Origin of the sequence: Epilithonimonas hungarica, from assembly GCF_900102265.1 — a bacterium.
GTDB classification, from domain to species: Bacteria; Bacteroidota; Bacteroidia; order Flavobacteriales; family Weeksellaceae; genus Epilithonimonas; species Epilithonimonas hungarica.
On the sequence record NZ_FNBH01000002.1, the window covers coordinates 477,785 to 494,538 of the forward strand.

Here is a 16,754-nt window from a genome sequence, read left to right on the forward strand (position 1 = left end):
AATTTTATAGACGAAAGTTATTTTAAAATTGTAAAAAATTAATAAGAATAAAATGGAAGTTATTTATGCATTTGTTGGAATGATCATCGGAGGATTTTTAGTTTTCCTTTTGATGAAATCGTTGTATGTAAGCAAGAAAAACATTGATGTTCTGAATGAAAAACTCATCCGTTCTCAGGAAAATGAGAACAATTACCAACAAAAAATTGATGAATTAAAACTTTCAAATAATGATCTGACCAATGAAATCTCTTCAATCCAAAGAAGTAAAGAAGAGCTACTTTTCACAAACGCCGAGCTAAATGCCCATTACAAAAACTTACAAGACCAACTCGAAAATCAGAAAGAAGAATTTTTGAAAATTCAGGAAACGACCCGTTTACAATTTGAGAAAACGGCCAATCAGATCTTGGAAGAAAAGTCAGAGAAATTCTCTCAACTCAATCAAAATCAGCTAAAATTAATTCTGGAGCCTTTTCAGGAAAAGATCAATGAGCTGAAAAATACGGTGAACGAAACTTACGATAAAGAAGCCAAAGAACGTTTCTCTCTTGGCGAAAAAGTTCGTGAACTGAAAGACCTGAACCAGCAGATCTCCGAAGATGCCAAACAATTGACCCGTGCTCTAAAAGGCGAAAGCAAAACGCAGGGAAACTGGGGAGAGATGATCCTGGAAAGTATTCTGGAAAAATCAGGATTGAGAAAAAATCAGGAATATTTTCTGGAACACGAACTAAGAGATGAAAACAACAAAGCTATTTTCTCAGAATTTTCCGGAAAAAAAATGCGCCCGGATGCGGTTGTGAAATATCCTGATAACAGAAACGTCATCATCGATAGTAAAGTTTCTCTTACTGCTTTTGTGGAAATGACAGATGAAACTGATCCTGAACTTTTCACTCAAAAACAAAATCTACATCTTCAATCTGTGAAAAATCACATCAATCAATTGAGTCAGAAAGCTTATGATGATTTTGATAAAAGTCTGGATTTTGTGATGATGTTCATACCAAGTGAAGCAGCTTACATTGCTGCTCTGCAGACAGAACCCAATCTTTGGAATTTTGCCTATGACAAAAGAATTCTATTGCTAAGTCCAACTAATCTGATAACCTCTCTCAAGCTGATCCAAGACCTTTGGAAACGCGAACATCAAAACCGAAATGCCATGGAAATTGCAGACAGAGGCGCAAAACTCTATGATAAGTTTGTGGGATTTGTTGAAAATATGGAACGTATTGGAAAGAATATTGACCAAGCTAAGAATTCTTATAATGATGCTTTCAAACAATTGAGCTCGGGAAATGACAATCTGATTGTTCAGACTCAGAAATTGAAAAATCTTGGTATTAAGAACAAAAAAAATCTCCCTCAAGGTTTGGATGAGGAAGATTTGTAGATTGTTTAAATTCTCGCAGATAAAGCAGATTAATATTGTCATTCCGTAGGAATCTCTACAAAGTCCGTTTAGATTCCTACGGAATGACAAACTAAATGTTTTAAACTTATGCTAGTTCAATTCTTGACAAAAGTTGTTTAGCAGACAAAATCCATAGCCCCGATTGCAGTGGAAATCCTTTTGCTTTTTTTTCACCTATGAAAAAGCAAAAGATCGCAACGGAAAGCGGGAAATAGCTCCTAAAAATTTCATCTATTCAAAAGTTTGGCAACTTCTGGTGCAGCGTAAGTGAAAATCATATCTGCGCCTGCACGTTTGATACAAGTCAAGCTTTCCAAAAGAACTTTATCATTGTCCAGCCATCCGTTTTGCGCAGCGGCTTTCAACATGGCGTATTCGCCACTCACCTGATAAACTGCAATGGGCTGCGTGATGAGTTCACGGATTTTGGAAACGATGTCCAAATAAGGCATGCCCGGTTTTATCATAATGATATCTGCACCTTCTTCCACATCTCTCAATGCTTCGTCAATCGCCTCTCGGGAATTGTGAAAATCCATCTGATAGGTCTTCTTGTCTGCCGGAATCTCCTGCACATCAACTGGTGCACTGTCCAAAGCACTTCTGAAAGGTCCGTAAAAAGCACTTGCATATTTGGCGGCGTAAGATAAAATCCCGACATCTGTAAATCCATTTTCTTCCAATCCTTCTCTCATAGCCAAAACACGGCCATCCATCATATCACTTGGTGCCAAAATGTCAGCTCCTGCTTCTGCATGGGAAATTCCCATTTTCACAAGTGCTTCAACTGTAGAATCATTATCAATCTTGCCATTTTTAATGATCCCGTCATGGCCATACATCGAGTATGGATCCAATGCAACATCTGGCATTACTACAACTCCGGGAACTGCATCTTTGATAGCTTTTATAGTATTTTGCATCAATCCATTCGGATTCCAGGCTTCTTTTCCTGTGTTATCTTTCAGGTTATCGGAAACTTTCATATAGAGATTGACAGCCTTGATTCCCAAATCGTAGTTTTCTTTGACAGTTTGCACCGTCAGGTCTAAACTTTGACGAAAAACGCCAGGCATTGAAGAAATGGCTTCTTTTTTGTTATTACCTTCCATAACAAACATTGGTAACACCAGGTCGTTTGTTGTAAGGTTGGTTTCACGAACAAGACCTCTTATAGAATCGTTGGTTCTTAGTCTTCTGTTTCTTGAAATCATTTTGATAAAATTATTTGTGCAAATTTAATTATACTTTTACGGATAGACTATTGCATATTAATTTTATTTAAAATATATTTGTTGTAATTGTTTAAGTACACGCTAAAGCGAATGAAAAAATTTCTATTCTTTATAATATTTACGGTAGTTTCAGTTGGATTTTCGGGAGAAATGAAGGCACAGTCTACTCGTGCAATTGCAGGACAAAAGACCGATGATGGTGTTTTGGTTGCGTTCCCTAACCCTACTAAGGATGTTTTGATCTTGAAATCAAAGGATAATTCTGCAAAAATTAAAACTGTAGCATTCTTCTCAATTTTGGGAGTTCAGGTTGCAGAATATACGATCAATAATAACAATGCAGAACTAAGACTTGACAAACTGCGTCCTGGAAAATATCTGATGAAATATACATTGGATGATAATACCCAAAAGATTGCTCAAATCATCAAACAGTAAAAATTCAATTTAATATATAATGCCGGTTCATCCGGCATTTTTTATTTGTAATCCTTATTTCTGTAAATTTGTCATAGCCAAGAAAATTAAATTATGAGAAAACTGGTCACTTTACTTTTTGTGATTCTCTTTCAGATCTTTAACTCACAATTCAGAAACTCTCTTTATGATGATAATCAATTAAATATGTCTTTGCGAGGAGGACTGGATTTTCCTTCTTATGATAATCAGACGAAATACATCGATTACAAATACAATCTGAGTCTGGGGACATCTGTTGACTTTTATTTCAATTGGATAGGTCTGGGAATTGATTTCGATTACTTGAAGAATACTTCGAAAAATACTTATCCGACAGAGAATCTACATGAAACGACTCCCCTTACCAATGTTAATTTAACTCAAAATAATATTCAGCGGTATTTCTTTGGAATTGGACCAAATTTCCGATATATCATTAATGATGATCTGAGTTTAGCTTTCAAATTGAAAGGAGGAATTTCCAATATCAAGGGTGGAGAAACATCATTGACATCAACCCCTTACAATCTCAACTATCACAATGGTTATAATGAGAAAAATGTTCTGACCGGAAAAGGGCAAGTTGAGTTGAATTGGTTTTTTTCAGAATATGTTGGGCTGAATGTTGGCGGCTATTATATCCAGCATTTCAAAGCGAAAGACAAAATCAGTAATAATTCCGTTTCCGGGTATATTCCTTTTACAGAATCTGGAAATCAATACAACATCAATCCAAATAATTCGGATATTAGAAATAATAGTCTTGACCATGAGATCCATTCGGCTGGTGTTTTTGCCGGATTGACGTTTAGAATTCCGACAAAAGAAGCAAGCCCAAATTATGGATTGTCTGTTGTGGCGAGAGATAAGGAAACAGGATTGATCCTGCCTGATACTTTTATAGAACTTTTTAAAAATGGGAAAAGAACACACTTTGCCAAAACCAATTCTCAAGGTGTGGCTTTTTTCAAGAACATCAAACCCGACAATTATGATATCAAAGGAAATCTTTATAACATAGAGCTGACCTCAGCAAAAACTAATAAAACAGAGTTTGTGAAAAACTCAATGCTTAAAAAAGAAATCTCTACAGATTCAGAAACTTTCTTTGTAAAAGGTCAAGTGAACATCTGTAATTCTAAAAATCCTTTGAGAGATGTAACTGTTCTGGTCAAAAATAATGAAACAGAGATCTATCACGAAATAAAAACAGATATCAACGGAAAATTTTATTTCAAAGCAGATAAGAATACGACCTACAACATCTATGGAAAAAAGGGTAACTACTTCTCACAAACAGAAACTGTGACCTCTAAAAATGTTGACAGAACCAATACTTTTTTCCTTAACCTACAAGTTTGTATGGAAGAAACTACTTGTGGAAAGCCAATCAATTTGAAAAACATCCATTACGATCTGGACAAATATTTTATCCGGGAAGATGCAAAAGCAGAGCTTAACAAAATGGTCCAGTTCATGAAAGATAATCCAAGTGTGAAAGTTGAATTGGCATCTCATACAGATTCCCGAGCGTCTGATGATTACAACATAACGCTTTCTCAAAATCGTGCAAATGCTGCGGTAGATTATCTGGTATCGAAAGGTATCAACAAATCTAGACTGAAACCAATTGGTTATGGAGAAACGCAACTTCTAAACAAATGCAGTAACAGTGTAGATTGTACCGAACAACAGCATCAGATCAACAGAAGAACAGAGATGAAAGTTATTTGCCCTTGATAAAAAAACATTTTTTGTAAATCAAAAATCCAATAACAACACCTAAAGTATTAAGAATAACATCATCGACGTCCGCAAAACCTCTCTTAAAATAAAACTGTGAAAACTCGATGATATTAATCACAACAATGAATGCCAACAAGAGCCATCCCAATCTATTGAGTTTGGGATAGAGAATCCCTAGAAAGCCATAAGGAATAAACATAACGATATTCCCAATCATATTAAATGTGAATTCGAAAGGGCGATAGGGCAATACAGTAGTTAAATATCTGATAATTGTTTTAAACGGAACATATTCAATTGTTAAAAAATCTGCCAGATCATCACGGAATGTTGCAAAAAACAGCAAATACAACATAAAAACGGTATAGACATTGATAAGTGCAGGATAAACCCGGTAAAGCAGTTTCTTCATCAAATAGAAAGAATAGATAATTAATAAAAATTTAAGTAAAAATATTTAAAATAATGCACACACACAAAGTAAAAGCCTACGGAACAGATGCTCCAGAGAATGATTTGGAACTAATCACCATAGAAAGAAGAGAAATCCAACCGAAAGACATAGAAATTGACATCTATTATTGCGGCGTTTGCCACTCGGATCTTCATACGGCAAGAAACGATTGGGGCGGATCTGTTTATCCTGTAGTTCCCGGTCACGAGATTGTGGGGAAAGTATTGCAAGTCGGGACAGATGTTACCAAATTCAAAATCGGAGATCTGGTTGCCGTGGGTTGTATGGTGGACTCATGCAGAACTTGCCATAGCTGCGAACAAGACTTGGAGCAATTCTGTGAAAAGGGATTCACAGGAACTTACAACGGAAAAGACAAATACTTCGAAGATACCAGGACGTTTGGAGGTTACTCGGAGTCTGTGGTTGTAGATGAGCATTTTGTTTTGAGCCTTCCGGAAAACCTGGATATGGCTGCTGCTGCACCACTTCTTTGCGCCGGAATCACGACTTGGTCACCTCTTAAACATTGGAATGTAACAGAAAACTCTAAAGTCGCAGTTGTCGGTTTGGGCGGTTTAGGCCATATGGCTATTAAGCTGGCAAAAGGTCTGGGCGCAGAGGTGACTTTATTCTCTAGAACACCTGGGAAAACTGAGGATGCCAAGGCTTTGGGAACAGACCACGTCATTATTTCCACCGACGAAGACCAAATGAAATCGGTTTCCAATAAGTTCGATCTGATCATCGATACAGTCCCTTACGAGCACGACATCAATCCTTATATGAATACATTGACCGTGAATGGGACATTGGTTCTTGTTGGGTTCATCGGAGAATTCGGGAACGATGCTGTAAGTACGAGACCGATGATCTACAAGAGACGGTCTGTTGCCGGTTCATTGATCGGCGGTATCAAAGAAACTCAGGAGATGCTGGATTTCTGTGGAGAAAAGAACATTGTTTCTGACATCGAAATCATCAATATCCAGGACATCAACAATGCTTATGAAAGAATGCTAAAAAGTGATGTCAAATACAGATTCGTCATCGATATGAAAAGTCTGAAGAATTAATTTTAATTATTTGATCATAAAAAAGAGAGGATATCTGTTGATATTCTCTCTTTTTGTTTTAAGGATTTCTAGAGTCAAATTAAGGCATAACTAAAGCCTATCCTAAAAAAGCTCCGTATGTTTTACTAAAAACGCACGTGTGTTTTAGTAAAAAGATACGTACGTTTTCATGAAAAGGTACGTACGTTTTTGAGCACCTCTGCAAACGCCCTGTTTATCGAACCTGCAAGAGGTCATTTTTTAGCTTAAAAGAAGTAAAATTATATCAAAATCTCGCAAAAAAAGAGGACACAAAATAGCACCTCTTCCTCAGTTTTAATAAATTTAATCTATCGTTATTAGTTTTCTTCTAATTACCAAAAAACGGATATATCATTGTTTTGTTAATGAAAGAATACAGGATTAAGAAAACATTAATCCTAAAATAAAAAATCCCGACTCGGTGAAGAATCGGGATCGGTATGTTAAGAGAAATATCTTAAGCCTGAACGTTGTTACCTCCTAATACGAAAGGTTCAACTTCTTTGATCTCACCAAACTGCTGCTCATAGTTGGCAACATTTTGCTGAAGTGCAGCTAGAACTCTTTTTGCGTGAAGAGGAGCTACAATAACTCTAGATCTTACTTTCGCTTGTTGTACACCCGGCATCAATTGGATGAAATCCAATACGAATTCTGAAGGTGAATGATTTACTAAAGCTAAGTTCACATAAACTCCTGCTGCTACAACTTCATTAAGTTCGATGTTAATGTTGTTTGGATCTTGGTTTTGATTATTGTCCATTTTCTTTGTTTAATTATTTTGTTAAAATTATAGATTACGAATATAAATCATTTAAAATTTAAATTCATAATCTATAATTACTTTTTTTAGTTAATATCTTCGAATTCCTTTCTAGAACCCACGATCACGTTTTGATAGTCTTTAAGACCTGTACCCGCAGGAATTCTGTGTCCTACGATCACATTCTCTTTCAGACCGCTCAAGAAATCGATTTTTCCGGAAACAGCTGCTTCATTAAGAACTTTCGTTGTTTCCTGGAACGATGCCGCAGACATGAATGACTTGGTTTGTAATGCTGCTCTTGTAATACCTTGTAATACAGGAGTTGCAGTTGCAGGAAGAGCTTCTCTAACTTGTACCAAAGCCTGATCTTCTCTCTTAAGTTTCGAATTCTCGTCTCTTAGTTCTCTGGCAGTGATCATCTGTCCTGCTTTGAATACTTTAGAATCTCCCGGCTCTGTAACAACCTTAAGTCCGAAAACTCTGTTGTTCTCTTCCAAGAAATCGAATTTGTGCTCCAAAGCTCCCTCCAGGAACTGAGTATCTCCTCCATCAACAATCGATACTTTTGTCATCATCTGACGAACAATGATCTCGAAGTGCTTATCATCGATCTTCACACCCTGAAGACGGTAAACTTCCTGAATCTCATTTACCAGATATTCCTGAACCGCAGTTGGACCTTTGATCCTTAAGATATCGTCTGGCGTGATAGAGCCATCAGAAAGTGGCCCTCCAGCATAAACGAAGTCATTTTCCTGAACCAAGATCTGATTTGATAATTTTACCAAATACTTCTTGATCTCGCCAGTTTTAGCTTCAACGATCAATTCACGGTTACCTCTTTTGATCTTACCGTAAGAAACTACTCCATCGATCTCTGTAACTACAGCAGGATTAGAAGGATTTCTAGCTTCGAACAGTTCGGTAACTCTTGGAAGACCTCCGGTGATATCCCCTGCTTTTGCAGATTTTCTCGGAATCTTGATAAGGACTTTACCAGCCTTGATCTTTTCACCATCGTTTACCATCAAGTGGGCTCCTACAGGTAAGTTATATGCTTTTTGCTCTACGCCTTTTGCATCCACAACTTTTAATGTTGGTACCGCTTTTTTATTTCTGGATTCTGAGATAACTTTCTCTTCGAAACCTGTCTGCTCATCAATTTCCAATACGAAAGAAATACCCTGGATAATATCCTCATACTCTACCTTACCAGAAGTTTCTGCAATGATAACCGCATTATAGGCATCCCATTTCGCAATAAGATCTCCTTTTTTAACCTTATCACCTGGTTTTACAAATAACTCGGAACCATAAGGGACGTTGGCAATCATAATTGGTGTTCTGGCTTCGTTATCTGCAACCAAACGGAATTCGGTAGAACGAGAAACAACGATATCTGCTGATTGTCCTTCTTCACCTTCAGATTTAATAGTTCTAACTTCGTCCATTTCAACAATACCATCACGTTTTGCAACGATACTTGGATTTTCTGAAATGTTACCAGCGGTACCTCCTTGGTGGAAAGTTCTCAGTGTCAACTGAGTTCCTGGCTCACCAATTGATTGTGCTGCAATTACACCCACAGCTTCTCCCATATGGATTCCTTTACCTGTGGCAAGATTACGTCCGTAGCATTTCGCACAGATACCTTTTTTGGATTCACAAGTTAATGGAGAACGAACTTCTACAGCTTCTATTCCTGCTTCTTCAATTTTCTTAGCAACCGCTTCTACAATTAGTTCATCAGCATTAGCTAATAACTCATCTGTTTCCGGATGATAGATATTGTGAAGAGAAACTCTACCAAGAATTCTCTCAGCAATTTTTTCTACGATATCATCATTTTTCTTAAGCGCAGTAACTTCTGTTCCTCTAAGTGTTCCACAATCTTCTTGAGTAATAATTACATCTTGTGCAACATCTACCAATCTTCTGGTCAAGTAACCAGCATCGGCAGTTTTAAGAGCGGTATCCGCAAGACCTTTACGAGCACCGTGGGTAGAGATAAAGTATTCTAAGATGGAAAGACCTTCTTTAAAGTTTGCAAGAATCGGGTTTTCGATGATTTCCGCTCCTACAGAACCTGCTTTTTGCGGTTTTGCCATCAAACCTCTCATTCCTGATAACTGACGGATCTGTTCCTTAGAACCCCTCGCTCCAGAATCAAGCATCATATATACAGAGTTGAAACCACCTTGATCGGTCTTCATTCTGCTCATGATCATTTCAGTCAATCCGGCGTTGGTGTTTGTCCAAACGTCAATTACCTGATTATAACGTTCTGTATCTGTAATAAGACCCATGTTGTAGTTAGCCTTGATCTCATCTACCGTTTCGATAGATTGTGCGATCATTGCTTTTTTCTCAGCCGGGATCACGATATCTCCAAGACTAAATGAAAGACCTCCTTTGAAAGCGTTAGCATATCCGAGATTCTTCATATCATCCAAGAACTTAACAGTCGTAGGGAAATCTGTATCCTCCAAGATCTGACCAATTACATTTCTAAGAGATTTCTTAGTCAATAACTCATCAATGTACCCTGATTCTTTTGGCACGATCTGATTGAACAAAATTCTACCAACCGTTGTATTCAACAATTTAGTTACGATTCCTCCATTTTCTTTTACAGGAAGACGACATCTTACTTTTGCATTAAGGGAAACCTGTCCTTCCGCGTAAGCGATCTCTACTTCTTCCGGAGAATAGAATGCAAGACCTTCGCCTTTGATTTTTTTCTCTTCAGTAGAATGAGCTTCTTTGGTCATAAAGTATAGACCCAAAACCATGTCCTGAGAAGGTACGGTAATAGGAGAGCCATTCGCCGGGTTCAGGATATTCTGAGAACCTAACATCAATAGCTGAGCTTCCAAAATAGCTTCTGGACCTAATGGCAAGTGTACCGCCATCTGATCCCCATCGAAATCGGCGTTGAAAGCCGTTGTTACCAATGGGTGAAGCTGGATCGCCTTGCCTTCGATCATCTTAGGCTGGAACGCCTGGATACCCAATCTGTGAAGCGTAGGTGCTCTGTTCAAAAGAACAGGATGACCTTTCATAACACCTTCCAGGATATCATAAACTACAGGTTCTTTTCTATCGATGATTCTTTTAGCTGATTTTACAGTTTTTACAATTCCTCTTTCAATTAGTTTTCTAATGATAAACGGTTTGTAAAGCTCTGCAGCCATATCTTTTGGAAGACCACACTCGTGCAATTGTAAGCTAGGACCTACAACAATAACCGAACGAGCCGAGTAATCTACCCTTTTTCCTAATAAGTTCTGACGGAAACGACCTTGCTTACCTTTCAATGAATCAGAAAGGGATTTCAATGGTCTATTTGATTCCGACTTAACAGCAGAAGATTTTCTTGTATTATCGAATAATGAATCTACTGATTCCTGAAGCATACGCTTCTCGTTTCTCAAGATCACTTCAGGAGCTTTGATCTCCAATAGTCTCTTAAGACGGTTGTTTCTGATAATTACCCTTCTGTAAAGGTCATTCAGATCGGAAGTTGCAAAACGTCCTCCATCCAACGGTACCAATGGTCTTAGTTCTGGTGGTATGATAGGAAGAACACGCATAATCATCCATTCCGGTTTGTTGATCATTCTTGTATTAGCTGCTCTAAGTGCCTCTACAACGTTAAGCCTCTTAAGCGCTTCTGTTCTTCTTTGTTTAGAAGACTCATTGTGAGCTTTGTGTCTAAGATCGAATGACAGAGAATCAAGGTCGATTCTCTTCAACAATTCTTCAACAGCTTCTGCTCCCATTTTCGCTACGAATTTGTTCGGATCAGAGTCATCTAGATATTGGTTCTCAATAGGAAGTGTTTCCAGAACATCCAGATATTCTTCTTCTGTAAGGAATTCTTTGTCATCGAAATCTGAACCATCTGCTTTCTTAGCGATACCTTGCTGGATCACAACATATCTCTCGTAATAGATGATCATATCCAATTTCTTGGAAGGAATACCTAATAGATAACCAATTTTGTTTGGTAAAGAACGGAAATACCAGATATGCGCCACAGGAACAACCAAACCAATATGTCCGATTCTCTCTCTACGCACTTTTTTCTCGGTAACTTCTACTCCACAACGATCACAAACAATTCCTTTGTAACGGATTCTTTTGTATTTTCCACAAGCACACTCGTAGTCTTTTACAGGTCCGAAGATCTTCTCGCAGAACAATCCGTCTCTTTCCGGTTTGTGTGTACGATAGTTGATCGTTTCTGGTTTTAGAACTTCCCCTCTCGATTCCTGAAGAATAGATTCCGGTGAAGCTAAACCAATAGTGATTTTATTAAATCGACTAGTTTTATTTTTATTTGACATTTGTTAGAATTTAAATTTTAGAGTTTAGATTTTAGATTAATGCTTTGAATTGTGAGATTCAAAATAATTTAAAATTTAAAATTACTCTTCAAGTCTTACATCAAGTCCAAGACCTTGTAACTCGTGAAGTAATACGTTGAAAGATTCCGGAATACCAGGTTCTGGCATTGCTTCTCCTTTTGCAATCGCTTCATAAGTTTTTGCTCTACCAATCACGTCATCCGACTTCACAGTCAAGATCTCTCTCAGGATGTTAGACGCTCCAAATGCTTCAAGAGCCCAAACCTCCATCTCTCCGAATCTCTGACCTCCGAATTGTGCTTTACCACCTAACGGCTGTTGCGTGATCAATGAGTAAGGTCCGATAGAACGTGCGTGCATTTTGTCATCTACCATGTGTCCAAGTTTCAACATGTAGATCACACCTACAGTTGCAGGCTGCGTAAATCTCTCCCCAGTTCCACCGTCGTATAAGTGTGTGCTACCAAATTTCGGAAGACCTGCCTGATCAGTATATTCTGTGATTTGCTCAAGACTTGCACCATCAAAGATCGGTGTTGCAAACTTCAATCCCAGTTTTGTACCTGCCCATCCAAGAACAGTTTCGTAGATCTGACCAATATTCATACGGGAAGGTACCCCAAGCGGATTCAATACGATATCTACTGGTGTTCCATCCTCCAAGAATGGCATATCTTCTTCACGAACGATTCTTGAAACGATACCTTTGTTACCGTGACGACCTGCCATTTTATCACCTACATTCAGTTTACGTTTCTTAGCGATGTAAACTTTAGCTAATTTGATAATACCTGCTGGTAACTCGTCTCCGATAGACAATGCAAATTTCTCACGGTTTTTAACTCCCGAAAGATCATTGTATTTGATTTTATAATTGTGAATCAATTGTTTGATCCATTCATTTTTGTCTGCATCTACGGTCCAATCTGCACCGCTGATGTTCACATAATCTTCTACAGACTGAAGCAATTTCAAAGTGAATTTGGTTCCTTTGCTGATTACTTCCTCTTCAAGGTCATTTTTCACACCCTGAGAAGTTTTACCAGAAACCAAGGTATTCAATTTGTCAATCAAAGTGTTTCTCAGATCATCGAACTTATTTTTGTAAGTATTTTCGATTTCCTCAAGTTTGATTTTCTCTTCGCTTCTTTTCTTTTTGTCCTTGATATTTCTAGAGAACAATTTTTTGTTGATAACAACTCCTCTAAGAGAAGAATCTGCTTTCAATGAAGCATCTTTTACATCACCAGCTTTATCCCCGAAGATCGCTCTAAGAAGTTTTTCTTCCGGAGTTGGATCAGATTCCCCTTTTGGAGTGATCTTTCCGATAAGGATATCACCAGGCTTCACTTCTGCACCGATACGGATCATCCCGTTTTCATCAAGATCTTTTGTAGCTTCTTCAGAAACGTTAGGAATATCTGCTGTCAATTCTTCCATACCTAATTTGGTATCACGAACTTCCAGAGAATATTCATCAACGTGGATCGAAGTAAACCAGTCCTCACGAACCACTTTTTCATTAATTACGATCGCATCCTCGAAGTTATAACCTTTCCAAGGCATGAACGCCACTACCAAGTTTCTACCAAGAGCCAATTCCCCGTTCTCAGTTGCATAACCATCACAAAGAACCTGACCTTTTTCCACTGTATCACCTACTCTTACGTTTGGTCTTAGTGTAATAGTTGTACTCTGGTTGGTTTTTCTGAACTTAGTCAGTTTATAAGTTTTAGTAGCAGAATCGAAGTTAACTAGATCATCCTCCTCGCTTCTTTCGTACTTAATAACTATTTTCTCAGCGTCCACATATTCTACAACTCCAGTTCCTTCTGCATTGATCAAAATTCTAGAATCTCTCGCAACTTGTTTTTCCAGACCTGTACCAACAACTGGTGCCTGAGGCTTCAATAAAGGAACTGCCTGGCGCATCATGTTAGACCCCATCAATGCACGGTTCGCATCATCATGCTCCAGGAACGGGATCAATGAAGCAGAAATACCAGAGATCTGGTTTGGTGCAACGTCGATAAGATCGACTTGTTGAGGCTCAACTACTGGGTAATCACCATCCAAACGGGCAATAATTCTATCCGTCTCGAAGTGACCTTCATCACTCAAGGCAACGTTTGCCTGAGCAATAACTTGATTTTCCTCGTCCTCAGCATTTAGATAAACAGGCGCAGCATTAAGGTCTACTTTTCCGTTTTCTACTTTTCTGTAAGGTGTCTCAATAAAACCTAAAGTGTTGATCTTCGCATACATACCCAAAGAAGAGATCAAACCAATGTTTGGTCCTTCCGGAGTTTCGATTGGACAGATACGACCATAGTGAGTATGGTGAACGTCACGAACCTCGAAACCTGCTCTTTCTCTTGATAAACCACCAGGTCCTAGTGCAGAAAGTCTACGCTTGTGCGTGATCTCTGACAATGGGTTGGTTTGATCCATGAACTGAGAAAGCTGGTTGGTACCAAAGAATGAATTAATAACAGACGTCAAAGTCTTAGCATTAACCAAATCAACCGGTGTAAAGATCTCGTTATCTCTAACGTTCATTCTTTCTTTGATTGTTCTGGCAATTCTAGAAAGACCTACGCCGAATTGTCCAGACAATTGCTCTCCAACAGTCTTGATCCTTCTGTTTGACAAGTGATCGATATCATCAACCTCAGCCTTAGAGTTAACCAATTCGATCAAGTGTTTTACAATCGAGATGATATCTTCTTTTGTAAGAACTTGATTTTCTTCCGAAATGTTAAGACCTAGTTTTTTGTTCAATCTGTAACGACCAACTTCTCCAAGAGAGTATCTCTGTTCTGAAAAGAATAATTTCTCAATAATTCCTCTTGCAGTTTCCTCATCCGGAGCATCGGCGTTTCTTAACTGACGATAAATATATTCCACCGCCTCTTTTTCTGAGTTGGTTGGATCTTTTTGTAAAGTATTCTGGATGATAGAGAACTCGTTAGAATTTTCTTTGTGAATCAAGATTGACTTAACTCCAGAATCTAAAATAACATCTAGATGTTCTTTTTCAAGAATAGTTTCTCTATCCAAGATGATCTCGTTTCTTTCAATAGAAACTACCTCACCTGTATCTTCGTCCACGAAGTCCTCGAACCAAGTGTTCAAAACTCTCGCAGCCAAAGTTCTTCCTTCTACTTTTTTAAGTGCGGCTTTAGAAACTTTCACTTCCTCTGCAAGGTCGAAGATCTGAAGAATTTCTTTATCAGATTCATAACCGATAGCTCTTAATAGTGTAGTTAAAGGTAATTTTTTCTTACGGTCAATATACGCATACATTACGTTGTTGATGTCCGTAGTGAACTCCATCCAAGATCCTTTGAAAGGGATAATTCTCGAATAATAAAGTTTAGTTCCGTTTGCATGGTAGGTCTGTCCGAAGAATACACCCGGAGATCTGTGTAACTGAGTTACAATAACACGTTCCGCACCATTGATGATGAATGACCCGGAAGGCGTCATATAAGGAACCGGACCTAAATACACATCCTGCACAACAGTCTGAAAATCTTCATGTTCCGGATCTGTACAGTATAATTTTAGTCTAGCTTTTAGAGGTACGTTATACGTTAAACCTCTCTCTACGCACTCATCGATAGAATAACGTGGAGAATCTACCAGATAATCCAGAAATTCCAAAACGAACTGGTTTCTAGAATCTGTAATTGGGAAATTTTCCTGGAACGTTTTGTAAAGTGATTCATTCAAACGTTGCTCAGGAAGCGTGTCTAACTGGAAAAACTCCTTGAAAGACTGGATTTGGATGTCCAAAAAGTCAGGTGTTTCGATTCTACCTTTCGCTGATGAAAAGTTGATTCTCTCTGTACCTTGAACTTTAGGAGCGGCCTGTGTTTTACTCATAAAATTATAAGAAAAAGGGTTAAAAAATATTTTGATTCAAAAAATATCAGATAATCAAGAGTCAAGAAAAAAGTAAAAAAGATTAAAGGAATATATAACTTTGGCGCCGTTATGTATGTTTCTTTTGCTTGTTTCTCTTGTCTTTCAACATCTAACTGCAACACCGGTATATCTTTTCACGGCGTAGTGCAAAATATTTTTATTTCTTTCAGACATTATCTATTTATAAACAGAAAATCCCCCTTCATGAAAATGAAAGAGTATGAAAATTGTTTTTACTGTATATAAATTATTAGCGCCAAAAGAATTGCAAATGTACGGATTTTAAAATTATTTGACAAATGTTTATGGTCTTAAACTTTTGTTAAATGAGTAGTGAAAAAACAGAAAGAGCCATTTCATTTTTTGAAACGGCTTTTTCTTTAAGTAATAATTGATAATCAATTTGAAATTCAATAATTTATGTTCAAATAATATATTGACTAAACTACCTTGCCTTATAGGTAGCTATTTTTAATTCAGTGTTAATAGCAATTTCAGGAAACTTATTTTTTAATAAATTTTAAATTTTCCGTACCTTTTACCGATGATATTTTCAGGAAGTAGATGCCTTTTAGTAAGCTTTCCACGTTAATTCTATCATTTTCAATTTTGAAGTTATCGATTAATTTTCCGTTCATATCAAATATTTCTGCTTTAATGATTTTAAGATTTTCAGGGTTTTGAATTTTGATGATATCTGTGATGGGATTTGGATAAATTTTAAAAGATTTTTTATTATTATTTTCCGTAGATAATGTTATCTGTTCACTCAATTTAACATAAATTTTATCGCCAAATTCATTGCAACACTGGCTATTGACAATAAGACTTTTATAATCTGGATATGAAGATGTCCCAAAACTGGAATTATAAGATGAACCGACCGGATTAATAGATGCATAACTCCCAGTTGATTCTACAACCGTACCATTTCCAAAATCGTCATACATTACTTTAAAATGACCGTCAACAGGATAATTATAAGGTTGGCCATCATTATATCCCGGACCTAGCAAACAGCAATCCCAATCGTAAACAGTTGCATAACGATAAAAAATATTAGACCCATCTAAGGCTTGTATTCCTTGGCTGTAAACAAGATATGAAGCAATAAAAGCTAAAATTGTTAATGTTTTTTTCATAATATGTTATTTTTAAAGTTTAAATGTTGTTTTTTTCCCCAAGTTTTTGGTTTTGGCGCCAACAGACCGACCAAGTTGCCCTTTTCAGCGGATAATCTGCTGTAAAAATATTGTATAGCATACTGTTGAAATCCA

Annotated in this window: 10 protein-coding genes; 4 read left to right on the plus strand and 6 right to left on the minus strand. The window is 37.4% G+C overall.

Annotated elements, in window-relative coordinates; genetic code table 11:
- The first annotated feature begins 52 nt into the window (after positions 1–52).
- Complete coding sequence (gene rmuC / locus BLT30_RS09365) at positions 53–1,399, plus strand: DNA recombination protein RmuC (RefSeq protein ID WP_089873304.1); 1,347 nt, start codon at positions 53–55, stop codon at positions 1,397–1,399.
- 248 nt (positions 1,400–1,647) lie between these two features.
- On the opposite strand, the gene hemB is transcribed toward rmuC, so the two are convergent.
- Entirely contained in the window at positions 1,648–2,640 is a 993-nt protein-coding gene (gene hemB, locus BLT30_RS09370; protein WP_089873305.1) for a porphobilinogen synthase, read from the minus strand.
- Between the two features lie 105 nt (positions 2,641–2,745).
- Here hemB and BLT30_RS09375 point away from each other — a divergent pair, with 105 nt between their 5' ends.
- Positions 2,746–3,093, plus strand: coding sequence for a T9SS type A sorting domain-containing protein (locus BLT30_RS09375; RefSeq protein ID WP_089873307.1), 348 nt, complete (start codon positions 2,746–2,748; stop codon positions 3,091–3,093).
- A 93-nt stretch (positions 3,094–3,186) separates the two neighbouring features.
- A complete protein-coding gene (locus tag BLT30_RS09380) occupies positions 3,187–4,854 on the plus strand; it encodes an OmpA family protein (RefSeq protein WP_089873308.1) in 1,668 nt (555 codons plus the stop codon).
- Here the strand turns inward: BLT30_RS09380 and BLT30_RS09385 are convergent.
- Positions 4,841–5,272 carry a VanZ family protein gene (locus tag BLT30_RS09385; RefSeq protein ID WP_089873309.1) on the minus strand — a complete coding sequence of 144 codons (432 nt, stop codon included), beginning with the start codon at positions 5,270–5,272 and terminating at the stop codon, positions 4,841–4,843. The genes BLT30_RS09380 and BLT30_RS09385 overlap by 14 nt on opposite strands.
- Positions 5,273–5,325: 53 nt before the next feature.
- On the opposite strand from BLT30_RS09385, the gene BLT30_RS09390 reads away from it, so the two are divergent.
- The gene (locus tag BLT30_RS09390) at positions 5,326–6,390 is read left to right on the plus strand and encodes an NAD(P)-dependent alcohol dehydrogenase (protein ID WP_089873310.1); all 1,065 of its coding nucleotides are present in this window, start codon (positions 5,326–5,328) and stop codon (positions 6,388–6,390) included.
- Positions 6,391–6,868: 478 nt separating this feature from the next.
- On the opposite strand, the gene BLT30_RS09395 is transcribed toward BLT30_RS09390, so the two are convergent.
- The 4 genes from BLT30_RS09395 to BLT30_RS09410 form a co-directional block, all read right to left on the minus strand.
- A complete protein-coding gene (locus tag BLT30_RS09395; RefSeq protein ID WP_027384121.1) occupies positions 6,869–7,174 on the minus strand; it encodes a DUF3467 domain-containing protein in 306 nt (101 codons plus the stop codon).
- Positions 7,175–7,260: 86 nt separating this feature from the next.
- Positions 7,261–11,526, minus strand: coding sequence for a DNA-directed RNA polymerase subunit beta' (rpoC, locus tag BLT30_RS09400; RefSeq protein ID WP_089873311.1), 4,266 nt, complete (start codon positions 11,524–11,526; stop codon positions 7,261–7,263).
- A gap of 81 nt (positions 11,527–11,607) precedes the next feature.
- A complete protein-coding gene (rpoB, locus tag BLT30_RS09405; RefSeq protein WP_089873312.1) occupies positions 11,608–15,435 on the minus strand; it encodes a DNA-directed RNA polymerase subunit beta in 3,828 nt (1,275 codons plus the stop codon).
- 545 nt (positions 15,436–15,980) lie between these two features.
- A complete protein-coding gene (locus BLT30_RS09410; protein WP_089873314.1) occupies positions 15,981–16,619 on the minus strand; it encodes a T9SS type A sorting domain-containing protein in 639 nt (212 codons plus the stop codon).
- Positions 16,620–16,754: the final 135 nt, after the last annotated feature.

Coding starts and splice junctions, on each gene's coding strand:
- rmuC (WP_089873304.1), top strand. CDS start 53: ATGGAAGTTATTTATGCATTTGTTGGAATGATCATCGGAGGATTTTTA.
- BLT30_RS09375 (WP_089873307.1), top strand. CDS start 2,746: ATGAAAAAATTTCTATTCTTTATAATATTTACGGTAGTTTCAGTTGGA.
- BLT30_RS09380 (WP_089873308.1), top strand. CDS start 3,187: ATGAGAAAACTGGTCACTTTACTTTTTGTGATTCTCTTTCAGATCTTT.
- BLT30_RS09385 (WP_089873309.1), bottom strand. CDS start 5,272: ATGAAGAAACTGCTTTACCGGGTTTATCCTGCACTTATCAATGTCTAT.
- BLT30_RS09390 (WP_089873310.1), top strand. CDS start 5,326: ATGCACACACACAAAGTAAAAGCCTACGGAACAGATGCTCCAGAGAAT.
- BLT30_RS09395 (WP_027384121.1), bottom strand. CDS start 7,174: ATGGACAATAATCAAAACCAAGATCCAAACAACATTAACATCGAACTT.
- rpoC (WP_089873311.1), bottom strand. CDS start 11,526: ATGTCAAATAAAAATAAAACTAGTCGATTTAATAAAATCACTATTGGT.
- rpoB (WP_089873312.1), bottom strand. CDS start 15,435: ATGAGTAAAACACAGGCCGCTCCTAAAGTTCAAGGTACAGAGAGAATC.
- BLT30_RS09410 (WP_089873314.1), bottom strand. CDS start 16,619: ATGAAAAAAACATTAACAATTTTAGCTTTTATTGCTTCATATCTTGTT.